Genomic DNA, 347 nt, shown 5'->3' on the forward strand with positions numbered 1-347 from the left:
CAACGCGCCGCTGCCCAGGCGAGCGAACAGGTTGCCGAGGATGCCCACCGCAAAGGTCCGGGTCTTGAACAGCACCGGCGAGAACAGCGGGTTGTCGATATGCCCGGCGCGCAGCCAATACGCCGCCAGGCACGCGAGGCCGCCGAACAGCAGCAACATCACCCGCAGGTGCGGCAGGTGCAATTCGCCGAGGCCTTCCATGGCGATAGTGATCAGCACCATCGCCGCGCCGAACAGCAGGAAACCCACGCCGTCGAACCGCGTACGTTCGCTGCCGCGCAGGTCGGGGATGAATTTCCAGACGGCGTAGCAGCCGATGATGCCCACCGGCAGGTTGATCAGGAAGA

At 65.4% G+C, this 347-nt stretch carries 1 pseudogene; it reads right to left on the reverse strand.

Going from position 1 to position 347, the window contains the following annotated elements:
* A pseudogene (locus HX846_RS38770) lies at positions 1–347 on the reverse strand (MFS transporter); the annotation flags it as partial.

The sequence above is a fragment of the Pseudomonas sp. K5002 genome (assembly GCF_013386655.1).
GTDB lineage: Bacteria > Pseudomonadota > Gammaproteobacteria > Pseudomonadales > Pseudomonadaceae > Aquipseudomonas.